The sequence below is a fragment of the Imperialibacter sp. genome (assembly GCF_048007035.1).
Lineage (GTDB): Bacteria > Bacteroidota > Bacteroidia > Cytophagales > Cyclobacteriaceae > Imperialibacter.
Window position 1 is genome coordinate 1,934,686 of the sequence record NZ_CP180355.1, and the last position, 14,307, is coordinate 1,948,992.

Genomic DNA, 14,307 nt, shown 5'->3' on the forward strand with positions numbered 1-14,307 from the left:
AGAATGCCTAGTTGTCTGCCATTTCTACGGGAAGAGTACTAAACTCCACGGTGCCTGTTTTTAAATTTCCCTCCGGGGTGATTGCGACAATGTTTACGTCGTAGTTCGACAGCACATCCGACGAAGTACATTCTATATAGGTCGGTAGATTAGTCCCAGTGCGCCAGTAAAGCAGGTGACGCAGATCCGGCAAGTACGTTTTTTGCTGCGTCAGGCTGGCATTGGTGAATTCTTCTTCTGGCTGAAATCCCTCAAAACCGAAGCTGATATTTTCCTGGTTGGGAATTTCAAGGGCTTTGTCCTTGGTAGAAATGGATAGAATACCGTTCCGGGCCATCGCACCAAAACGCTCCTGGGCAGTGGCAGACCGATACAGTTGGATGGTTTCTATCACATCAGGGTCTAGTGTGAGCACCAGATCATAGTCAATAGTCGGAATGCCATTGATGAAAATCAGCGCCGGATCATTAAATAAAGTAGCGTTAACCGGGTCGTACATCATGATTACTCGTTTTCCGCCTCTTTCTCTCACCACTATACCACGACCGATTTCTATGAATACCTCTCTTAGGCTACTAAAGCTCAGATATTGACGTAAATCAAGCTGATAGTCTTCAGTGTTCCTTGTCAGAGGTGAAAACTCTCTGCTCACTTCTGTTTCTTTCCTCTCGGGATAGAGCCCAGGCACCAGCTTTCTGTAAGACCCTTTGAACGCCAGCTTATCTCTCTTCTGGTCAGCAAAGGCTACTCCGCTTTGAGCTAACTTTTTCATCATGTCTACTTCCAGAGCAGTGGATGGAAGGCCGCTTTCAATGTCTATTTTCATCTCTGAAAACGAAACATTGGTATTGTCGGATAGGCATACAATTTTAGTAGGCCCTGAAAAATCAAAAACAGGAAGCAAAAACCATCCATACTCATCGGTTCGGGCGGGGATGATTTCCTCATGGGCAAAGCTATAAAATGTGAAAAGCTCCTGGCCCAGCAGCAGGCTATCAGAAGTTCGTACTTGTCCGTAGGCACTGATGTACTTTTCGTAAGGCCATTTAGGATAGGTTGCCTTATACGACATTATTTCCTGCCAGGAATAAGCTGGCAGCTTTTTGGTGAGCAAAAACAAATCCCAGTTTTCAGGGGACTTAAAGCTGCTATCGAAGAACTTGATCATTTCAGCGGCATCCGGCGCAAGCGCATCAGCCATATAATAGACCTGGTTAATGGCAGGGGCGACATAGTCACCTTCGAGCAGCTTGTCGGACACGCTAACTGAGTAGGCAGCCACATTGCTGGCAGCGAAAGACGTCCTCACCTTTTCTCCTCTTTTGAAATTTCTTTGATCGAGTGTCAGCGTTAATTCATCGGAAGCTGGATATATCTGAAAAACACGCTGACCAACTTCTATCCCATCCCCATCGAGCAACGACAGTTGATAAATACCTGTTTTAAGGCCGGCCGTCGGTATGCTGAGGGCCTGAGCAGGCTGGGCACCAAAATCAACCCCCCGGTCCAGGTAAATGGTGCCTTTTGACTGGAGAATGAGCCTGAGCTTCTGTCTTTCGGCAGCCGCTAATTTACTCTGAAGCGATACCCTGACCACAGTGGGCTGGGTTGTGACAAGCATCGAGATGCCTTCTGCTTTCACTTCGGGTAAGAAATGAGTGATCGCATCACCATGCTGATCTTTTAAAATTACTTCATATTTTTCCCCAGCCTCAGGGCGCAAGATAAAAGCACCGTAGCCGTGCTTGTTGGTGGAGAAAGTAGCCAGGGACTCATGCGCCTTGTTCACTACCTCACCCTCAAGTACCGCCCCCTGCCCAAGATCGTCGAACACGCTTACGGTAAACCTTGATGTGAGCCCTGAAACGGGTTGCAAATTACCCTCTGTGGTTAGGGCAACTTCCATTTCATCAACATGCGGGGGTTCGCCACCAGCGAGAGACAGTTCGCCCGGCTGCTGGTTTACCCAAAGCCAGTCCCTGAAAAAGTGCTCCGGCCCAAAATTCCTCATCCAACCGGTGTACGCCCTCACTATATACGCCCCTTTCACAAAGTCCGCTGGCACGTCAATATACCCCTCACCAACACCTGCTTCAAGCGACACCTTTTCATCCACAACCACATCCCCCGTTTTGTTTACCACATTCAGGTAAAGCACTTTACTTCCATCCGACAACCTCTGATTGGCGTCGTCAAATACGTAAGCGCTGAACCATATTCTATCACCTGGCTGGGCATAGTGTTGGGTCATGTGCAAATACACTCTTTCCTGCGTTTTGTTGGCCGCAAAAAGCTTGAACTGGTCAATAACTTTGTCCTGTGCCGCACCAACTGAGCAGGCAAGAATAAGAAGTGAAATGAGTGTATATAGCTTCTTCATTTTTCTTTGGTTCATTTTCTTTTACTGCCAAAAAGCTGGCTGCGTTGTAGTGCTGTTTGGCAGGGTTCTACAGTCATCCGTGTACCGGTAAGTATAGACTACGTTTCTCGGAATAAAATCTTTAGTCATAAACTCTCCTTTTGTTGTAACATCTGACACGGTAAAATATCCTACTACCTGTTCGCTCCGGTCGTCAACGTTGAAAATATTACCGGGTAATCCGGACGGTGCAGGGTCAAAAAGAGTGCCTTGTCGGAATTTCAGGTCGTACAACCCTTTCCAAAACACATAAGCTTCGGCCGTGAGAGAATACTGAGTCACTTCAAAATACACTTTGTCATAAAAGTACTTCTGATCTACAGGATAGAAGGTCAACGGAATTTCAGCCTCCTCCCTTCCATCTACCAGCTGGTCACTAAAGACAACAAACTCATCAAGGGGTTTGGTAACCCAACAAATATTGCAGCAGGATTTAGGCTGAGTAACGTAGTTGCCAAGCTCCCGGTCGAAGACCTGATAAGCAGATGGCTCGGTCAGCACTTTGAATATCGTGGTCATCCTGAGCAGGTAGTAGTTTTTTTGACTGGGTAAATCATTGACGATGGCCTTAACGCTGAAGCCATCAACATCTACAAAATTCCCGAGTTCATTCTTTTCCGACTTAACAGTGTACGCTATTTCTACTTTGTCCATCTCCGAAGTGGGCAAGGCAGTTTCTTCATTCGATTCATATACCTTTCCTTCCTTCGTAACAATCCGGAGCCTGTACGCCTTTCCTCCCACGGCAGTAAAAGACGAATCGGAATAATATTGCCCAGCCCCCCGCTCGCTGAAAGCAAAGGACTGACCGTCGCTGTCGAGGACAGATACTTCTGCACCGCTCACATATAGAATGTACTGATTCCCCTTATTGTAAATGTTTCTTGTGGTCGTCAACTTAACTGCTTGCGGCCCGGGATTGCCAGAAATTAGTGCTTCTACCACCAGGTTGTTGCTCTTTTCTTCAGCGGGATAGTCATAGGGCTCAACACACCTGTTCAAAGCAAGCGCTGAAATGAATAGAATAGCGATATGAAATTTAGCTTTATTCATTCCAGTCGTGGGGCTCAATATCAGTGATTGTGGAATGATCTTCCTTGGGATACCTAAGACAAATATCTGCCCAGGGACTTCTGGTATCTACCCGCTCTGGAAAATCCTGAGCATAAATATTCCTAACGATGCTCCTTACATCTGAGGCTGAAAACTGTCCCAGTACAATTTCGTCGGCTTCATTTACATTGCGAACATTTGAAGGAATAAAGGCCGGTGTTGGGTCAAAAACCCCACCCTGGTTATAGGTTGTATTGTAAACACTGCTCCAAAACTGGTAAGAGGACAGGGTCTCGGAAGAAAAAGTCACTTTAACCTTTATCTTCTCAGCAAACATCACACCTCGCACCGGAAGGAAAAAGAGAGGATGCTGTTTGCTGTTATTGCTTCCACTAGCTTCATAAGAGAACACTCCGTACTCGACTGGCGCAACATTGACCCAGCAGGTATTCGGAGCAGCACCATTGGTGTTCACCATATAGGTATAGCGCCATTCTGCCCGGAAGTAACCACTCTGATTAGTCTGGCTTTTCACAAATGCATCAACAAAAAAGCCTGTGCTTTCCAAGGCTGAATTAAGCTTTGATACATACTTTTCTGCTCCGTACTTTATTCCAATACTATCTATGTCAGGCATCGCCAGCAGTTCGACCGAATCTGACAGGTATTCCCGGCCATCCTCCAAAACTATTTTCAGCTGATACTTTTCTCCCACTTTGCCCCTAAAATCGTCCGACGTATAGTAAACCCCTGATGTGTCTTGTTCAGCCAGCCGCTCCACCCGCCCGGAAGAGGTGGTAATTGCGACCCTGGCGTTCTGCATACGCAGCTTAAAAGCGTTCTCCTCATTCTTGATATTTCTCGTGCTTGTGAGGGTAATAACATAAGGCCCTTCATCTGTTGTTATCGCACCTTCTACTACCAGGTAATTGGTTTTCTCTACGAATGGGTAGTCATACGGATCAACACAACCCTGTAGGGTTAGTATCCCTAATGCCATAACAGATAATATGCACATACGACTACTCATTCCAGTATTCGGGCTCTTCGGCTGTTGCGTTAGGATAAAGCAGGCACGTGTCGGGGTAGCCTGTGTCAGTGTCGATACGCTCGGGAAAATCGGTCGGATGTATGGACCTCGAAATTTTTCTTACGTCAGAAGCATAAAAATAACCCAATACCAATTCTTCTTTATCCTCCACGTTGTAGACGTTGGCTTCAACAGTATTTGGCGTAGGGTCGAATAATCCTCCCTGACTATAGCGGGAATCATAAACAGAATTCCAAAAAAAGTAGGCGTCCTTTGACAACGAGCTAATTGACACTTCAAGGTGAATCTTCTCATACAGCATGATACCAACAACCGGCAAAAAGAAAAGATCGTATTGTGTGAGCGAACTGCCGTTATTAAGCCTGTCATTGGCAACGGCAAAATCCGGTGATTCTTCCTGAACCCAGCAAACTGCACAACATTCTTTGGGACTTGAAACCCAGCATTCGCAACCTTCTGCATCGTAATAATTGGCCAGTTCAGGGTGTGTAAATATTTTGTATGTGTAGTCCCAATTCACCAAATAGGCATTTTCTGTTTCAGGTGGGTCGTTAACGAAAGCTGTTATGTAAAATCCTTTTCTGTCAACTATGGCATTTGCCTGAGAAACGTATTTCTGTGAACCGTACTTGATGCCGATGCTGTCAATTGGGGGCATTGGTAGCAATTCAACCTCTTCCGATTTGTAAATCATCCCATTCTCCAGCGTAACAGTAAGCTGGTAGCTCTCACCAATCTGCCCCCGGAAACTTGCTGAGGTATAATAAACTCCCGAGGTGTCTTTCTCAACAAGCTTCTCCACTTTGCCCGATGATGTTGCAATGATCACCCTTGCATTCTGCTCACGTAGCTTGAATGCATTTTCTTCATTATTGATGTTCCGTGTGGTTGTAAGCGTTATGGCATACGGGCCCGGTTCGGTGGTAACCGCTCCTTCAACCACCAAATAGTTGTTCTGCTCTTTAAAGGGATAGTCGTAGGGATCAATACACGCTACTAACAACACCCACACCGACCACGATAGTTTTTTTGCAACCTGCATGACTAAAACTTAAAGTTGTAGGTTATCGAAGGAAACGCAGCGCCCAAAATGGCCAGCTTGTAGGCCGTTGGCCTGGCGTCGGCAGTATCCTTAAAGAAAACACTGTACGCATTTTTTCTGCCGTACACATTGTACACAGCAAATGTCCAGCTGCTCTCCCAAAGCTTCTTTATTTTCAAGCTGGTGTCAAGTGTGAAGGCCAGGTCGAGGCGGTGGTAGTCAGGAATTCGCCCGTTATTTCTCTCCGTGTAGTTGCCCACCAGCACGCCGTCGAAAAGAAACCCATTTTCAGGAACGGAAAAGGGCCTCCCTGTTGAGTAGGTAAAGTTGGAGCTGATGGTCCATCTTCTGGTTACCTTGTAGCTGCCGGAGAGTGTCAGGTCGTGGGGCTTGTCGTAGTACGAAGGAAACCAGTTGCCCTTGTTGATTGTGGATTCCCTGTCAGCGCCTTCCATTTTCCTGAGCGTTCTTGAGTAGGTATAACTTGCCCACCCGTTGAGCTTGCCTTTGCTTCTCTTCACCAGCAGCTCAAGGCCATACGCCATGCCTTTGCCCTGAATAAGCTCCGTCTCTAAGGTAGGATTGAGTACCAGATCGGCCCCATCCTTGTAGTCCACCAGATTATCTATGTCCTTAAAGTATACTTCAGCAGAGGTCTCCCACGTATTGTCTTCATAGTTTTTGAAGTAGCCGATGCTATACTGGTCAGCTATCAACGGCATTAAATAATAGTTGCTTCCCATCCAGATGTCGTACGGCGTAATGGCTGTAGTATTCGACACCAGGTGGATATACTGGTAAATCCGGTTATAGCTGGCTTTTAAAGAAGTCTCATCATCGAGGCTGTACCTAAGCGACAGCCGGGGCTCCAGTCCCGAGTAGTTTTTGATGGTTTCATTGCCTGAATACTGAAGGGTGTCCGTCAGCGTTGATGTTCTTCCGGGTCTTTCACCTGAATAAACAAAAACGTCCGCTGGCCCGTAGCTGTGGTACATGGAGTAACGCAGTCCCGCCATCACCGACCAAGTGTCATTCACGTTAATTTCGTCGTTTGCATACAAAAAGCTTTCCTGGCTTTGTTGCTCCGGCAAAGCTACAGGAGTAATCTGCGTATCAGCATTTATGCCACTTCGTTCGCCAGGTTTAAAGCCATAAAAAGTAGTGCCTCCCCCAAATTGCAGGGCATGCCTTTCGGTGTACCTGGTTACATCGGCTTTTATATCAAGCTGACCCACCCCACTCGAAACCTTATAGGGATCAGCCAGTTGAAGATCACCTAATTGATATTGGTAGTCGCTGTAGGCCACCGACAGTCCACCAAGCAAGTTTTCCGAAAATACATAACCCAACTCCGCAGAGCCCAGCCCATTTTGGTAGTCGAACGACGACTCATTAGCAATGGTGAAATTGTCTTTGCTCACATAGCCAGAGGCTGTTAATGAAAGCCGGTCTGACAGAGAAAAGTCCAGTTTGCCCGACAAATCCCAGAAGCCGGCTTTGTTTCCCACCAATTCCTCCACTTTGATGAAGGTGTCGAACAGATAGTTGACGTAAGACTTGCGGGCGGCCACGATAAAGCTACTCTTGCCCTCTTTGATTGGCCCTTCCGCCATTACCCGGCTCGCCACCAAACCAATCCCCCCTTGTGAACCAAATTTCTCCTTGCTGCCCGACTTTTGCTTTACCTCCACCACCGATGAGGCCCGGCTGCCGAGGTTGGCAGGAATACCCGCCTTGTAAATAGTCACGTCATCAGTCGCATCGGGGCTGAAAATGGAAAAGAAGCCAAAAAGGTGAGAGGTGTTATACACAGGGGCCTTGTCAAGCAAAATCAGGTTTTGATCGGCAGTACCGCCCCTCACATTGAGCCCAGTGGTGCCTTCACCAACGGTACTCACACCAGGCAGCAGTGTAAGGGATTTAATAATATCGACCTCGCCTAAAAATGCAGGCAGCTTTTTCACATCTTCCACCTGCAACTGCACAGTGCCCATCTGAATGCCCTTCACGTTAATATCCGGAGCCTGCCCCGCAATGGTAACGCCTTCGAGTTGTATCGTCTTTTCATAAAGATCCAACTGAAATTCCCCAGGCCCAAAGACAAACATCCGTTTGGCTTCCTGTTGCAGGGTTACGTGGCTCACTCTTACATGGTAGTCACCGGGAAGAAGCTGGAGGCTAAACCTGCCCGCTGCATTGGTCACTGTTCCACTGGCCAACTCATCCACATAAACACTGGCTCCGAGAAGCGGTTCGTTGGTTTGGCCATTTCGTATGGTACCTCTTACCGAAACGGCCGTGCCCGAAACAGCATTTGTAGAGTCGCCAACAATAATAACGTCGGTGTCTTTCAGGCCAGCCAGGTTCAGGGTTGAGAGCAGGTCACTCCTCAGATAGAGTACTACATTAAAGGCATCATAAAAATGATAGTTGAGTCTTGTATTCGCTGTCCAGTCCTCCAGCGCCGATCTTAACGACGTGTCAGTGTATTCCCCGGAAACACGCACATTTTCAAGCCAGGACGGGTCATAAAAAAACTTAACAGATGAGTTTGCTTCAATTTGACTGAGCACGTCAGTCAGTAATTCGCTGTCAAATTTTTTATCGATCCTTACGTCGGAAATTTGCTGTCCGAACGAATGAAAAGATAAAAAAGTGAATACGGTTAGCTTTAGTAGTAGAAATCGTAGCATCCAATTATAATTACCCTTTCTGAACAAACCTGCTCACTTAGCCCCTTACTAGACAAAAATCAATTGCCATTTCTCAGCATCCTAGGGTCTTTTACCCTTTGCGTTTTGAGAAATAGTACCAAAGTGCCAACAAGCTCTTCAAAATCATCAAATTCCCTGTTATCACCAAGGTCTATATTCCACTCATCGGCAAGAAAATCAAAAAGCCTGGCCGGTAGCCCGTCCAAATAGCCATCGACACGGCTATTAAAAAAAAGCCCGCCGACTGGTATTTTATAAATACCTGAGATGACATTAGCCAGGCTGATAAGAATGTCGTTCGGAGTAAATTTATTCCTGTAGAAGTCAATACGGCGCTCAAATTCAATGCTGCCTCTTTCGAAAATAGTGAACTGAGTAGCCAGGCCAAGCTCGTCAAAAGTATAGCGACAGTGATGCCGCTGCCCACCAAGTTTGAAGCCGTAAGACTTTGCAAACAACGATCTGCTGGTGTAGACTTTCAATATCCGAAGATCCTGATAATCGACTTCCTGCAAGCCCCTGGCGAAGAAATCCCTGTGAAAGGAGCTGTTCAATACCCTATCCGGAAGATCCGGTAATGCCATAGTATGAAATTATATTCCTATTGAAAAAAGGTACACTTATCCTTTGACAGTGCCTAATAGTTTCCCGCCGTTCCTCAGGAAAGAAAAAAATATTTTGTCGCCTTCCCCAACTCCCCCTTTCTTTTTATTCTAGATTTACAGCAGATTGAGAACCATATGAGGTCTGTTTGTTCAACAACGGCTTTACTTCTAGGTCTCCTGTGCCTGATTTTTGTGGCCAAACGGCCCATTTCTTGTGGCGAGACAGGAGAATATTCGTCTGCTTCGAAATTTGTCCAGTCAACAATGCTGGGCCAATGCCTAGACAATTCATTTTTTGTTACTCCCAATCCTAAGCTTCAAAATTTTTCTTTATTCATTTTCAACAACAGATCGTCTTGGCATTTCTCAATTTCATTTCTTGAAAGGCTTCTAGTTTTACCCGCCGAATACGCCAGCAGCAGAGCTATACTCAATCACCTGCTGAACGACTCCCTCACTAAAGCACCTTAACAGTTCAGGACACACCATTCTATAGGTACCATTTATTGCCGGTGAGGTTCAAAATAGGTGTAATAATGAAATGCCAAAAAAAAGAGTCGTTAAATAGCCCACAAAGTGGACTGCTAGTGAATAAGCGAGGTATCTTGACCGCTGCTACTGTACTGTTTTTCATAATTGTCGGGCTTTCCGGTACAGTGAGGCAAAACGCTTCGGGTCAAAACTCCTCTGCGGATTCCCAATTTGAGCCGATCTGTAAAAAGAAGAATAACAACCCTCTCAGCGGTTTACACACTGTCCTAATTGCAGGCAATCAGTCTTTTTTAGCCATAGCGAGCGTACCTGTCAGCAAGTCGCTTCCCAAAGTTAAGGCAACTAACTGGTGTGAGCGGCCATGTCACAAACGACTGCTAGTTCGAGGCCGTTCTTGTCAAGGTCTCTTGTCTGGCGTCGGACGCCCCACCTACTTCCTTCGTATTTGAAATCGAAGCTAGTCCGAGAATTACCCGAATACACATTTTTTAAAAAGTCGATTTCACTTCCAAGGCAGAATGGGAATGCCATATGCTGCGGTCAAAAAAATATTGATTAACGAATGAGCACGCAACTATTCGCCCGAAAACCACCTGAGTGGGTGGTCAGGGATATCAAAACAAACCCGCTCAAGAAAGTCCTCAGCCGATGGAACCTAACTACCATGGGCGTTGGCGCAATCATAGGTGCCGGCATATTTGTTATGACGGGGTTGGCGGCAAGAGAATATGCAGGGCCGGCACTGGCCATTTCCTTTGTCATTGCCGGTCTGGGGTGCTCCTTTGCGGCACTGTGCTATGCAGAATTTGCCTCGATCTATCCTGTAGAAGGATCGGCGTATTCGTACAGCTACGCCACAATAGGAGAACTATTTGCATGGATTATTGGCTGGGATCTGATTCTGGAGTACTCCATGGCTGCGTCTACTGTGGCTGTTGGGTGGTCAGGTTACTTTGGAAAATTATTAGGCCTTCTCCACATCCATTTGCCCCTGTGGCTGACTAACGACTTACATACAGCAAGAGCGCTTTTGACGGAAGCCTCTGCTAATGGCACTATTTCGACTCTGCAGCAGAACTATAGCTCGCTGGCTATTCCCGAAGTTTTCGGCTTGCCATTGGCTGTTAACCTCCCAGCCATTATCATTGCACTTGTCGTCACAGCCATCATCACGATTGGGGTAAAAGAAACCGCTGGAACCAATCTGTGGTTGGTAGCTATCAAGGTCAGTGTCGTACTATTTGTCATTATTGCTGGCATTTTTTTCATTGACACTGCCAACTGGAGTCCCTTTATTCCTGCAAGAGGCCTGAATGGAGATGGGGTAATGGCCTTTGGATTTGCTGGCATTGCCGCCGGGGCAGCATATATATTCTTCGCCTATATAGGTTTCGATGCTGTGGCTACTCAAGCCGCTGAGTCAGAAAATCCAACCAAAGACCTCCCATTTGCAATCATTGCCTCCCTTGTCATTTGTACGGTTCTCTATATCGCCATTTCCCTTGTAGTGACAGGCATGGTCAACTATACCCTGCTCGACAAGGCGGCACCAGTGGCGGCAGCATTCATGGGCCGGGGACTGAACTTTGCAGTATGGATCATCTCCATTGCCGCTGTGGCTGGTCTTACTTCCGTGCTGTTAGTAATGACCATGGGGCAAACACGAATTTTGATGGCCATGTCAAAAGACGGTCTTCTTCCAGCCAAAATATTTGGCTACGTTCACCCAAAATTAAAAACCCCAAGCAGAAGCTCCATCTTGATCGGCACTCTCATCGCCCTTGTAGCGGGCTTCACACCCATAGACACTATTGCAAAGCTGGTCAATATTGGTACCCTGCTTGCATTCGTCCTGGTTTGCATTTCTGTGTGGAGACTGCGGCACACTCAGCCTGACCTGCCGAGGCCATTTCGGGTCAGAGCGCTGCCCCTTGTAGCAATTTTGGGAATAGTATTCAATTTTGGAATGATGCTCAGCCTTGAATGGGAGAATTGGTTAAGATTACTGATTTGGCTATTTATCGGCCTGTTAGTCTACTTCATCTATTCACGAAAGCATAGCGTTCTTCGCAAGCACTTGGCGGACGCCAGCGAGCGCTCTTAACAGCGTTCTCTCCACAAAACCTCACACCAGCAACCAGTGGCAAAGTCCTATCCACCCTTTATCAACTTCTCAACTTAAACCTCATGAAAATCAATATCCCAAACTCGCCTCTTCCCAGAATCGTGATTATTGGAGGGGGATTTGGCGGCCTCACGTTAGCGAGAGAGCTCAAAGGAAAACCCTATCAAGTAGTCTTGCTCGATAAAAATAACTATCACGTTTTCCAGCCTCTACTTTATCAGGTAGCTACCGCTCAACTTGAGCCTTCAAATATTGCCTCACCTTTCCGAGAGCTTTTTGAGAGTAGCCCCAACCTTTTCTTCCGAATGGCTGAAGTCTTATCGGTTTCGGCCGAAGCCAAGCTTGTAGAAACCAATATCGGAAGCTTGTCTTTCGACTACCTGGTTATTGCCACCGGAGCTGTTACCAACTTTTTCGACAACGCCGAAGTTGAAAAATATTCTTTGGCAATGAAAAACCTCCCGGAGGCTCTGGATTTGCGTAGTGTATTTCTTCAAAACCTGGAAGAAGCAGTGAATATGGAAACCGGAGACGACCAGGAAAGTCTATTGGACCTAATCGTGGTGGGGGGCGGGCCGACTGGCGTGGAAACTGCAGGTGCTCTGGCTGAACTCAAGCATCATGTTTATCCAAGCGACTATACAGAACTAGACTTCCGCAGAATGGATATCTATTTGGTAGAGGCGGGGGCAAGACTTCTCCCCTCTATGTCTGAGACATCGTCCGAACGAACCAAATTGTATCTGGAAAAATTGGGAGTACAAGTACTTTTAAACACCACCGTAACCAACTACGACGGCCGCTACGCTACTTTAAAGGGAGGTAGAAAAATTTTATCGAGTTCGATGATCTGGACTGCCGGTGTCAAAGGGAACCCAGTACCGGGACTTTTGAAAAGCTCTATTACCAAAGGCAACCGACTAACTGTGGGTCAATACCTTCAGGTGATTGGCTATAAAGGGATATTTGCCATAGGGGATGTCGCTGGTGTTTCTACCTTGAAGCAACCCAACCCTCACCCGATGGTTGCGCCGGTGGCCATTCAGCAAGCAAAGTCTTTGGCTGGTAACTTCCAACGACGAAGCCTTGGGAAAAATCCCATACCTTTTAAGTATGTCGACAAAGGGTCAATGGCCACCATCGGCAAAAACAAAGCCGTTGTTGACTTCGGCAAAGTTCACTTCAAAGGAATTTTTGCTTGGTTCGTTTGGGGACTGGTGCATATCATGTCTCTGGTTGAATTCAGAAGTCGGTTTGTAGTGTTTTTTAGCTGGGCATGGTCATATCTCAGCTCCACGAAAAGCATTCGGTTGATCATAAGACCCTATAAAAAAAGACGTTTACAACATATCCACAAAGTAGCATGATCTTTGGCCTTGAAACCTGGCTGGCTGGCACTCTTCTTCTCTGTCTGCTTGCAGCTGTTGTTTTCGAATTCATCAATGGCTTTCACGATACAGCCAACGCCGTCGCAACAGTTATCTACACCAATACACTAAAACCCCGGACAGCCGTTGTCTGGTCGGGTCTATGGAATATTGCAGGAGTGCTGGCTGGTGGAATTGGCGTGGCTATGGGTATCGTTTACCTTTTACCGGTAGAATTGCTGGTGGATCAGCAAGTCAACCATGCAGTTGCCATGATTATTGCCTTGCTGGGGGCAGCTATCCTCTGGAACTTCTCTACCTGGTACCTTGGCATTCCCTGCTCCAGCTCCCACACGCTGGTAGCGGCCATTCTTGGCGTAGGCGTAGCTTATTCTCTTCTTCCAGGCTCCTCCAGCACTGCTGTGAACTGGAATAAAGCAATCGACATTGGCACCTCGTTGCTGGTTTCTCCATTTTTTGGATTTGCGCTTACAATTCTACTCATGTTCATCTTACGGTGGTTTGTAAAAGGCAAAAAGCTGTTTGAAGAACACAAAAAAAAAGAGGTACCTCCTATTTGGATCAGGGCGGTTCTAGTTTTCACTTGTACATCAGTCAGCTTTTTCCATGGCTCCAATGATGGTCAGAAGGGGGTTGGCGTTATCATGTTGATACTCATTGGTCTCCTACCAGTTCAATTTTCTCTAAATCCGCATATGGATCTAAACAAGGTCAGAAACGCCTCTGTACAATTGGCAACGGAACTGGGAACAATGTCACAGCCACAATCGTCATCGTCTCTTTCGGCAGAAGCTAAGCTGCTCAGTGCCCGATTTGAGACACTAAGCCATGCGCTTGGAGTAGGAGTCACAATTACTGAGGATCGAAAATTTGAGGTAAGGAATATGATCATAACCGAACGCCAAAACTTAGAAAGATTTGAAAAGGCTTATAAATATGACCTAACTACGCAGCAAAAGGATAATCTAGTGCACCACAAACAAGCTCTATTGGGCGCCACCGACTACGTACCGTTTTGGGTGTTGATTATGGTATCACTCTCGTTAGGCTTAGGAACTATGGTCGGCTGGAAACGCATTGTGGTTACTATAGGCGAAAAAATTGGGAAGCAACATCTTACCTACGCTCAGGGAGCGTCAGCAGAAATAGTGGCGGCAAGTACCATAGGTGTTTCGACACTTTTCGGCCTGCCGGTCAGCACAACACAAGTGTTGAGTTCGGGAATTGCAGGCAGCATGGTCGCAAACAAAGGGCTGAAGAATCTGCAAATGGGCACGATTAAAAATATGGCCATCGCCTGGCTGTTGACATTTCCTGTGGTATTTATGCTAGCGGGCACGTTGTTTTATCTCATTCGGGCATTCTGGGGTTAAATTTTGCAGAACACCGACAAACCTTCGTAAATCTCTTTTGATCGG

The 14,307-nt window shown here is 46.6% G+C and carries 9 protein-coding genes; 3 read left to right on the forward strand and 6 right to left on the reverse strand.

Going from position 1 to position 14,307, the window contains the following annotated elements; all coding sequences use genetic code 11:
* Positions 1–7 precede the first annotated feature (7 nt).
* Genes ACMVP2_RS08570 through ACMVP2_RS08595 form a run of 6 tightly spaced genes read right to left on the reverse strand, consistent with a single transcriptional unit; the run spans position 8 to position 8,863 of the window.
* Entirely contained in the window at positions 8–2,380 is a 2,373-nt protein-coding gene (locus tag ACMVP2_RS08570) for a hypothetical protein (protein WP_416867404.1), read from the reverse strand.
* 21 nt (positions 2,381–2,401) lie between these two features.
* Positions 2,402–3,472: a DUF4249 domain-containing protein gene (locus tag ACMVP2_RS08575; protein ID WP_416867405.1), complete on the reverse strand. Its 1,071-nt coding sequence runs from the start codon at positions 3,470–3,472 to the stop codon at positions 2,402–2,404.
* Positions 3,465–4,472, reverse strand: a complete 1,008-nt coding sequence (locus ACMVP2_RS08580) for a DUF4249 domain-containing protein (RefSeq protein WP_416867406.1) — start codon at positions 4,470–4,472, stop codon at positions 3,465–3,467. Before ACMVP2_RS08580 ends, ACMVP2_RS08575 begins: the two co-directional genes overlap by 8 nt.
* Before the next feature lie 22 nt (positions 4,473–4,494).
* The gene (locus ACMVP2_RS08585; RefSeq protein WP_416867407.1) at positions 4,495–5,565 is read right to left on the reverse strand and encodes a DUF4249 domain-containing protein; all 1,071 of its coding nucleotides are present in this window, start codon (positions 5,563–5,565) and stop codon (positions 4,495–4,497) included.
* Positions 5,566–5,567: 2 nt separating this feature from the next.
* On the reverse strand, positions 5,568–8,258 hold the full coding sequence (locus ACMVP2_RS08590) for a TonB-dependent receptor (RefSeq protein ID WP_416867408.1): 2,691 nt from the start codon (positions 8,256–8,258) through the stop codon (positions 5,568–5,570).
* 59 nt (positions 8,259–8,317) lie between these two features.
* Entirely contained in the window at positions 8,318–8,863 is a 546-nt protein-coding gene (locus ACMVP2_RS08595; RefSeq protein WP_416867409.1) for a hypothetical protein, read from the reverse strand.
* A gap of 1,075 nt (positions 8,864–9,938) precedes the next feature.
* Between ACMVP2_RS08595 and ACMVP2_RS08600 the strand changes: the two genes are divergently transcribed.
* The 3 genes from ACMVP2_RS08600 (at position 9,939) to ACMVP2_RS08610 (ending at position 14,262) form a co-directional block, all read left to right on the forward strand.
* Positions 9,939–11,480 carry an amino acid permease gene (locus ACMVP2_RS08600; RefSeq protein WP_416867410.1) on the forward strand — a complete coding sequence of 514 codons (1,542 nt, stop codon included), beginning with the start codon at positions 9,939–9,941 and terminating at the stop codon, positions 11,478–11,480.
* A gap of 83 nt (positions 11,481–11,563) precedes the next feature.
* Positions 11,564–12,868, forward strand: a complete 1,305-nt coding sequence (locus ACMVP2_RS08605) for an NAD(P)/FAD-dependent oxidoreductase (RefSeq protein ID WP_416867411.1) — start codon at positions 11,564–11,566, stop codon at positions 12,866–12,868.
* Positions 12,868–14,262 (forward strand): inorganic phosphate transporter, encoded by a 1,395-nt coding sequence (locus ACMVP2_RS08610; RefSeq protein ID WP_416868197.1) that lies wholly within the window; start codon positions 12,868–12,870, stop codon positions 14,260–14,262. The genes ACMVP2_RS08605 and ACMVP2_RS08610 overlap by 1 nt, the downstream gene beginning before the upstream one ends.
* Positions 14,263–14,307: the final 45 nt, after the last annotated feature.